This is a genomic window from uncultured Intestinibacter sp., from assembly GCF_902468165.1.
GTDB lineage: Bacteria > Bacillota > Clostridia > Peptostreptococcales > Peptostreptococcaceae > Intestinibacter.
In genome coordinates this window covers 1-9329 of the sequence record NZ_CABQXJ010000096.1, presented here as the reverse complement: position 1 = coordinate 9329, position 9329 = coordinate 1, and the positions used below count along the sequence as shown (strand labels likewise).

The window sequence follows — 9329 nt, the reverse complement described above, 5'->3', positions numbered from 1 at the left end:
TTATACATTATCCACAAACCAGATAATGTATAATTTCCTTAGAATTAAAAAAGACCGCATATTAAATATGCAGTCTTTTCATAATGCAAATTATACTAAGTATAGTTTGTATTATTCTTGTTCTTCTAATTCAACTTTTATGCTTAATTCTTCTAATTGACCGTCTTCTGGTAATCCTGGTGCATTAGTCATTGGGCATATAGCATTTTGGTTTTTAGGGAATGCTATTACCTCTCTTATGTTGTCAGCTCCTGTAAGTAACATCATAAGTCTGTCAAATCCAAATGCAAGACCAGCGTGTGGTGGAACACCGTATTTGAATGCTTCTAATAAGTATCCGAATTTATCGTTAGCAGTCTCTTGGCTCATTCCTAAGGCCTTGAACATCTTTTCTTGAACTTCTTCATCAGATATTCTTACACTACCTCCACCAAGCTCATATCCGTTTAATACCATGTCATAAGCTTTAGCTCTTAATTGAGTTTTATCTTCTTGATCTAATTTATCTATATCTTCGTCTAATGGGCAAGTGAATGGATGGTGCATTGCTATCATTCTTCCTGTTTCTTCGTCTTCTTCGAATAGTGGGAATTCAGTTACCCATAATAAGTTGTATTTGTTTTTGTCTATTAAGTCCATTTTTCTAGCAACTTCTAGTCTTAATTGACCTAATGCATCATATACAACTTTGTTTTTGTCAGCTACGAATAATATTAAGTCTCCTGCTTTAGCGTCCATTCTATCTAATATAGCTTTTATTTCATCTTCTGTGAAGAATTTAGCTATTGGAGAATCTATACCTTCTTCAGTAACTTTTATCCAAGCTAAACCTTTAGCTTTGTAAGTTTTAGCATGTTCTTCTAATTTTTTCATTCCTTTTTTAGAGAATGCATCTGCTCCACCTATTGCATTTATAGCTCTAACACTTGAGTTAGCAGCATTTGCAGCTGATGAGAATACTCCAAATCCACAGTCTTTAACTAAGTCTGATAAATCTGTAAGTTCCATAGCAAATCTAGTATCTGGTTTGTCAGAACCGAATCTGTCCATAGCTTCTTTGTAAGTCATTCTCTTAAGTGGTAATTGTATATCTATGTTGTGTATTTCTTTGAATATTCTTCCTATCATGTTTTCCATCATAGTCATAACATCATTTTCGTCAACGAAAGACATTTCGCAGTCTATTTGAGTGAATTCTGGTTGTCTATCAGCTCTTAAATCTTCGTCTCTGAAACATTTAACTATTTGGAAGTATCTGTCCATACCACTTACCATTAATATTTGTTTGAATAATTGTGGTGATTGTGGTAAAGCGTAGAATTTACCTGGGTTAACTCTACTTGGTACAAGGTAATCTCTAGCACCTTCTGGACTTGGTTTTATTAAGAAAGGTGTTTCTATTTCTAAGAAGTTGTTTTCAGATAAGTATTGTCTTACTATTTGAGCAACTCTACTTCTCATTATTAAGTTATTTTGCATAGAAGGCTTTCTTAAGTCTAAGTATCTATATTTTAATCTTTTATCTTCAGATACGTTGTCGTCATCTTTTATATATATTGGTGGAGTTTGAGATTTGCTAAGAACTCTAAGTTCTGTAGCTGATATTTCTATATCTCCAGTAGCCATGTTAGGGTTTTTAGCTTGTCTTTCACGAACTATACCTTTTACAGCTATAACATATTCTGAACCTAATTTTTCAGCTTTTTCAAATGCATCTTTACTTACGTCAGCATCGAATATTATTTGGCTTATTCCTCTTATATCTCTTAAGTCAACGAATACTAATCCGCCTAAGTTTCTTTTCTTTTGAACCCAACCATTTAGAATAACTTCTTCGCCAACATTGTCCATTCTAAGATCTCCACAATAGTGAGTTCTCTTTAATCCTTTTAATGTCTCCATGTTTTTCTCCTTTATCATTTACACACTAAAGGAGGACTACTATTTTGTGGTTAGCAAAAATATAAGCAGCCCCTCTAGTATTTTTCATATATTAGATTATAATCTTTTTTTAAGTTCGTCAACTAATTCGCTTAGTTTTATAGTTGTTTGTTCTGATGTTTTCATATTTTTAAGTGTTGCTGTATCGTTAGCTAACTCATCATCACCTATAACTACTGTGTATTTAGCGTTAAGTTTGTCAGAGTACTTAAATTGAGCTTTTAAACTCTTATCTAAGTGGTCATTGTCTGCACTTATGTGATTAGTTCTTAAATCTTTTATTAATTTAAAGCTCTTAGTCTTAGCTGCATCACCTATAGTTGCTATATATATATCAGTTGATTTTGGATTTTCGATTTCTATATTGTTATTTTCTAAAGTTAATAATAATCTTTCTGCTCCAAGAGCAAATCCTATACCGCTTATACCTTTAGGTCCACCAAGCATTTCAACTAGTCCGTCGTATCTACCTCCACCACAAACTGTACTTTGAGAACCGATGTCGTTAGATATAATTTCGAACGCTGTCTTTTTGTAGTAATCTAATCCCCTAACTATAGTTTTATCAACTACATAGTTTATATCCATTTCTTTTAAGTAAGTTTGTAATTTGTCAAAGTGATCCTTACAATCTTCACATAAGTGGTCTATCATGAAAGGTATGTCTTGTAAGTTTTCTTTACAGTGAGGGTTCTTACAGTCGATAACTCTCATTGGATTTTTATCTTTTCTTTCTAAACAAGTTTCGCATAATACGTCAACTTTTTTGTCTAGATATTCTTTTAATTTTCTATTGTATTCTTCTCTACATGTTGGGCAACCTACAGAGTTTATATTTACTGATAAGTTTTTAAGTCCCATTTCGTTGAAGAATTGTACTGCAAGGCTTATAACCTCAGCATCTACTGATGGTCCATCACTTCCTAATACTTCTATACCAAATTGGTGGAATTGTCTTTGTCTTCCTGCTTGTGGTCTTTCATATCTGAAGCAAGGAGTTATGTAGTATAATTTTGTTGGTTGTGTATCAGCATACATTTTATTTTCTATAAATGATCTTATAACACCTGCTGTTCCTTCTGGTTTTAAACTTAATTGTCTATCTCCTCTATCAGTGAAACTATACATTTCTTTTTGAACAACATCAGTAGTGTCCCCAACACTTCTAGCAAATACTTCTGTGTGTTCAAAGATAGGAGTTCTTATTTCTTCATATCCATATAATGCACAAATTTCTCTAAATTTCTTTTCTATATAATGCCATTTATAAACATCCTTTGGTGTTATATCTTTAGTTCCTCTAGGTGCTTTACTTAACATTTTTCTGTACCTCCTCATATTTTCTATTTATCATTTCGTCAACTCTATCAATATATTGTTCTAGATTTTTGACGTTTTCTACTCTTTCGATTCTGTTTTCATCTGTATATACAAATTTCGTGATTGAACCTGCCCCTAAGGCAATATTGCTTTGACGTTCTTCCATAATTTGAATATTATAGATACATTCGTATCCTTCTTTAGCATAACCTATATTCTCTAGATTTCCTAGCATATGTTTTTGTCTATACATGTAATATGGGTTAAGTCCCATTTTTTTAGCATATTTCATAGATAAATCTATCATTTTAGTCATTTCGTCAAATTGAGTTAATTCATAATCATCTATGTTTTCTTTTAATTTAGATGTTCTTTTAACTGCTAGTGTATGGACTGTTAAACTTTCTGGAGAAAGTTTTTCTATTTGTTTTAGAGTGTTTTCTACCATTTCTAGATTTTCATCTACAAGCCCTAAAATTATGTCCATATTAATATTATCAAATCCTAGCTCTCTCGCCAACTGGAAACATTCAATTATATCATTTACACTGTGTTTTCTTCCTACTTTTTGTAGAGTTTCGTCATTCATAGTCTGTGGATTTATACTAATTCTGTCTACACCGTGTTTTTTAAGAACTTCAAGGATTTCTCTGTTTATTGTGTCTGGTCTTCCAGCTTCAACAGTGAATTCTTTTATTTTGCTTAAATCAAATTCTTTATATAATCCTTTTATTAGTGTGTCCATTTCTTCTGGTGATAAAGTTGTTGGAGTCCCTCCACCGATATATAATGTTTCTATTTCTTTATTATTATCTCTAAGAAGTTCTGCCACTCCTCTAGCTTCTTGAAGAAGTTTTTCTACATATAGTGGTTTTTTGCCACCAAATTTATCAACAGGATTTGCTGGGAATGAGCAATAATAACATCTTGTTGGACAGAAAGGAATCCCTACGTATAATGATACCTTATTTTCATCAATTGGGTAGATAAATTGTCGTTCTCTTTTTGCTATGTTTAATGCTAATTCTATTTTATCATCTTTTATATAATAATCTTCTTTTAACTTTTCTTTTATATATTCTTCGTCTTTTCCTTCGTCTAATAAAGCATGGACAATTTTTACAGGTCTTATTCCTGTAAGAATACCCCAAGGCACATTAGATTTAAATTTTTGTTCAAGTATTTTGAACATACTTCTTTTAATTGTTTCTTTTATTGTTTTTTTACGAGCTCTTTCATCTAAACCACTTAAGTCTCTGTGGTCTACATTGCTAAGTATTTCTTCGTAGTTTTCACAATAAACAGTTCTTGAAAAAACTTTATCTCCATGATAGAAAATGCTGTTTTCTATTACCATCATGCAGTCTCTCTCGTCTATAAATCTAAAATCAGAAGTGAATAATTTTATAAGTTCACTTACTTCATATTTATAATCATGTCCTTTTAGAACAACTCCTATCATTTTATGTCTCCTTTTTTATTTCTATTTTATTAAAAAATAAACCAGTACTGCCTTGATTAGCTAAAACAGTACTGGAAAAACTTAAATTTGTTGCATATATGGATTCATTCTTTTTTCTACTCCAATTGTAGATGTAGGTCCATGTCCTGGGTATATTACTGCATTATCATCGTATTTAGCTAATTTTCTTAAAGATTTCATCATTTGTTTGTAATCTCCGCCATAAAAATCAGTTCTTCCTATGCTTCCTGCAAATAAAGTATCCCCTGTGAATATGTGTTCTCCTACTTTTATGCACATTCCACCTTTTGTGTGACCTGGAGTGTGTATAATTTTTAATTTAAGGCTTCCAAGTTCTATAATATCACCTTCTTGAACATATTTATCCGCTTCAAATTCAACTAAAGGTCCTGGAAGTTGAGCACTTAAATTTTTATTTCTATCTATTAATACTTCTTCTTCATTTACATGAGCTATTACTTTAGCATTTGTTTTGCTTTTAATTTCTGGTACACGGCATATATGATCTCCATGTCCATGAGTTAATATTATATATTCTACAGTAAGTCCATGTTGCTTTATTTTATTGAATATATCTATAGTACTTCCACCTGGATCTATTATTGCACATTTTTTTGTTTTTTCATCTCCAATGATGTAAGTATTTTCATCCATAAATCTATCTACAACTTTTTCAATTATCATCAAAATCCCCTCCTAGAAAGCTTTTTTCGATTCTAATAAGATTGTTACTGGTCCATCATTTGTAAGTTCAACCATCATATGAGCACCAAATACCCCTGTTCCTACAGTTATTCCTTGAGCTCTTAATTTTTCTACAAATTCTTCATATAAAGGATTTGCTACATCTGGTCTTGCTGCATCAGAAAAACTTGGTCTTCTTCCCTTTCTCGCATCTCCATAAAGTGTAAATTGAGATACTGCCATTACCTCTCCACCTATATCTTTTAAAGATAAGTTCATTTTATCATTTTCGTCTTCAAATATTCTTAAGTTAGTTACCTTATCTACCATATAGTCTACGTCTTTAGAAGTATCGTCATGAGTTACCCCTAATAATACTAATAACCCTTTTTTAACTTCTCCAGTTACTCTTTCATCTACAGTAACTCTCGAACTCGCTACTCTTTGAACAACAGCTCTCATATCTGCCTCCCTAAATTTCAAATTATTTTATGAGTATATAAAATTCTGGGATTAATTTCTCATTCTTGAAACGTCGTCAACCCCTGAAATTGATTTTATTTTTTTCATAAGTTGTTTTAATTCTGATATATCGTTAACTTCGACTAATAAGCTGATATTTGCTGTGTTGTCTTTTAGGACTCTACAGTTTATACCGCTTATGCTTAGTTTTTCCATAGATACAACATGTATAATGTCATTTAAAAGACCTACTCTATCTACTGCGATGATTTTTACTTCTCCTTCAAATTTGCTCTTTTCAGGATTATTCCACTCAACTTCTACAAGTCTATTTTGTAGGAATTCATCGTCTAGTTTTATATTAGGACAGTCTCTTCTGTGGATTGCAACACCTCTACCTTTAGTGATATATCCTACTATATCATCACCTGGAAGTGGGTTACAACATTTTGCAAATCTTACAAGTATGTTGTCTAATCCTTTTACAGTTATACCGTTGTCTTTTTTCTTTCTTTTCTTAGCATATTCATGCTCATCAAAGTTTTTCTTAATTTTGTCTTCTTTTTCTTGCATTCTTTTTTCTTTTTCTTGTCGATTGACTTCTTTATTGTAGAAATCTCTGACTTTTGGCATAACTTGTGATGTTGCTATACCGCCATATCCTATAGTTGCAATTAAATCTTCTAATGTTGGTTGATTGAATTTTTTTGCAACTTGATTTAAGAATTTTTGAATGCTTGAATTTTTGTATGGTATATTGTAACGTTTAAATTCTTTTTCTAATATATCAGTACCACGTTCGATATTTTCTTCTCTTCTTTCTTTTTTGAACCATTGTCTTATTCTATTTCTAGCAGTTGGTGTCTGTACTATATTTAGCCAGTCACGACTAGGTCCAGTTGAATTTGAAGATGTTATAACTTCAACAATTTCGCCGTTTTGTAATTTATAATTTATAGGAACAATTTTACCGTTTATTTTTGCACCAGTACACTTATTTCCTACGTTTGTATGCACTCTATAAGCAAAGTCAATTGGAGTTGAACCTGCTGGTAATTCGATTACATCTCCTTTTGGTGTAAATACATAAACTTGGCTATTAAATACATCGTCTTTTAATGCATCTAAAAACTCATGTGGGTCTTGGACGTCTTTTTCCCATTCCATCATTTGTCTTAGCCATTTTAATTTTTGTTCCATCTTAGCATCTTGGTTGCCTGTGATTCCCTCTTTATATTTCCAGTGGGCAGCTATACCGTTTTCAGCTATTTCATGCATTTCATGAGTTCTAATTTGTATCTCTACAGGTTCTCCATCAGGACCAATTACTGTTGTATGAAGAGATTGATAAAGATTTGGTTTTGGCATAGCAATATAATCTTTAAATCTACCTGGCATTGGAATCCACATTGTATGAACCATTCCTAAAACAGCATAACAATCTTTAACTGTATCGACAATTATTCTTACAGCAGTTAAATCATAAATTTCTTCGAACGTTTTATTTTTCTTTTTCATTTTTTTATAGATACTATAAAAATGTTTTGGTCTACCAGATACTTCGCAATTTATATCGACTTCTTTGAATTTTTCTTCTAATAAATGTACTATTTTATCTATGTATTCCTGCCTTTGACTTCTTTTCATTGTTATCTTATCAGAAAGTTCTCGATAACCTTCTGGATCGATATATTTTAAAGCTAAGTCTTCTAATTCCCATTTAATCTTTGAGATACCTATTCTATGAGCAATTCCACCATATATTTCTAGAGTTTCTTTAGCTTTATATTTAGCTTTTTCCTCTGGCATAAATTTAAGAGTTCTCATATTGTGAAGTCTATCAGCTAATTTAATTAATATAACCCTAATATCTTTAGCCATTGCTAAGAACATTTTTCTAAGGTTTTCAGCTTGAGACTCTTCTTTTGTTTGATACTTAATTTTACCTAATTTAGTTACTCCGTCTACTAAGTCGGCTATATCTTTTCCAAATAGTTCTGTAATGTCTTCATATGTGTAAGGTGTATCTTCTACGACATCGTGTAGTAGACCTGCTGCTATAACTTCCATATCTAGCTCTAAATCGGCTAAGATATTTGCAACAGCTATTGGATGAATTATATATGGCTCACCCGATTTTCTAAATACGCCTGCATGAGCAGATTTTGCTAATTCGTATGCTTTTATAACTGGTGTTACGTCGGCGTTAGGAGCGTATTTTTTAATTTTATCTAAAATTTCTTGTAATTCCTTGTCATACATATTACCACCTGATTATCCTATATTTTTATATATATGAAAATAGTTGGTATATACCAACTATTATTATTCTAGTATTTAATTAGAGCATTTACATGGCAGTCTTGTAATTTATCTCTACCATTTAAATCTTCTAATTCTATTAAGAATTGTGTTGAAACTACTTCTCCACCTAATTGTTCTATTAGTTTTATTGCTGCTTCAGTAGTTCCTCCTGTAGCTAGTAAATCGTCAACTATTGCTACTCTTTGACCTGGTTTTATTGCATCTTTGTGTATTTCTAATATGTTTGATCCATATTCTAAATCATACTCAAATCTTTCAACTTCTCCTGGTAATTTTCCTGGTTTTCTAACAGGTACAAACCCAACACCTAATGCATAAGCAACTGGAGTTCCTATTAAAAATCCTCTTGCTTCTGGCCCAACAACTATATCTACGTTTTTATCCTTTAAATCTTCTGCTATTTGATCAATAGTATATTTTAAAGCTTCTCCATCTTGTAATAAAGTTGTTATGTCTTTAAAACTAATTCCCTCTTTTGGGAAATCTTCAATAACCCTTACACATTTTTTTAAATCCATTTTAGATTCCTCCTAATAGCTTTCTAAGCAACTCTCTCTTAGATGTTTCATATTCGTAAGTATCAAACTTTCATCAAGATTAAATTTAGATACAGATTCTTCTGTAAAAGAAGTTTCTTTAGATATTGTCGTAAAAGATGAAGTAAATGATAAAGAATTGTTTAATGAAACTTTGACAAAAGAAGGAGATATTGAAAACTTGTATGATTTCTTATCTGAATGTGATGAATTAGAAATTGTATTTGAAGAGGGAAGTTATGGAGCATATATTGATTCTATGTTAGGGTTAAAACAGGATTTTAATAAAGGACCATGGTGGCTGTTTTCCAGCGAAAACAATGAAACATGTAAGGAAGAAGGAATGTGCCCAGCTGTACAAAATTTAGGAATCAACGATGGAGATCAGTTTGTATTCTCTTATACCAATGAATTTTAAGATTTGAATTCTTTCTAAATGATTTATAAGAAAATGAGCATCACACTTAAATCAGCAAGTGTAATGCTCATTTTTCTTTAGAATTATGTCACGCCAATGACGCTTATAATTGATTTTTAGGTTTACAAAGAACGCAATTTAACAATCAAAGTTTTTTGTA

General features: G+C 31.4%; 8 protein-coding genes. 1 reads left to right on the top strand and 7 read right to left on the bottom strand.

Annotation, left to right across the window (positions count from 1 at the left end):
* Positions 1-111: 111 nt before the first annotated feature.
* The 7 genes from aspS to RDX53_RS12995 all read right to left on the bottom strand — a co-directional run bounded on the left by aspS (position 112) and on the right by RDX53_RS12995 (position 8733).
* The gene (aspS, locus tag RDX53_RS13025) at positions 112-1902 is read right to left on the bottom strand and encodes an aspartate--tRNA ligase (RefSeq protein WP_307994305.1); all 1791 of its coding nucleotides are present in this window, start codon (positions 1900-1902) and stop codon (positions 112-114) included.
* A 96-nt stretch (positions 1903-1998) separates the two neighbouring features.
* Positions 1999-3261 (bottom strand): histidine--tRNA ligase, encoded by a 1263-nt coding sequence (gene hisS, locus RDX53_RS13020; protein ID WP_295677639.1) that lies wholly within the window; start codon positions 3259-3261, stop codon positions 1999-2001.
* Positions 3251-4723, bottom strand: coding sequence for a coproporphyrinogen dehydrogenase HemZ (hemZ, locus tag RDX53_RS13015; protein ID WP_195928962.1), 1473 nt, complete (start codon positions 4721-4723; stop codon positions 3251-3253). Before hemZ ends, hisS begins: the two co-directional genes overlap by 11 nt.
* Positions 4724-4804: 81 nt before the next feature.
* A complete protein-coding gene (locus RDX53_RS13010) occupies positions 4805-5428 on the bottom strand; it encodes an MBL fold metallo-hydrolase (RefSeq protein ID WP_195928960.1) in 624 nt (207 codons plus the stop codon).
* A gap of 12 nt (positions 5429-5440) precedes the next feature.
* On the bottom strand, positions 5441-5890 hold the full coding sequence (dtd, locus tag RDX53_RS13005) for a D-aminoacyl-tRNA deacylase (RefSeq protein ID WP_295677640.1): 450 nt from the start codon (positions 5888-5890) through the stop codon (positions 5441-5443).
* Between the two features lie 51 nt (positions 5891-5941).
* Positions 5942-8152 carry a bifunctional (p)ppGpp synthetase/guanosine-3',5'-bis(diphosphate) 3'-pyrophosphohydrolase gene (locus tag RDX53_RS13000; protein ID WP_307994304.1) on the bottom strand — a complete coding sequence of 737 codons (2211 nt, stop codon included), beginning with the start codon at positions 8150-8152 and terminating at the stop codon, positions 5942-5944.
* A gap of 68 nt (positions 8153-8220) precedes the next feature.
* A complete protein-coding gene (locus RDX53_RS12995; protein ID WP_195928954.1) occupies positions 8221-8733 on the bottom strand; it encodes an adenine phosphoribosyltransferase in 513 nt (170 codons plus the stop codon).
* Between the two features lie 157 nt (positions 8734-8890).
* On the opposite strand from RDX53_RS12995, the gene RDX53_RS12990 reads away from it, so the two are divergent.
* Complete coding sequence (locus RDX53_RS12990; protein ID WP_307994303.1) at positions 8891-9169, top strand: hypothetical protein; 279 nt, start codon at positions 8891-8893, stop codon at positions 9167-9169.
* Positions 9170-9329: the final 160 nt, after the last annotated feature.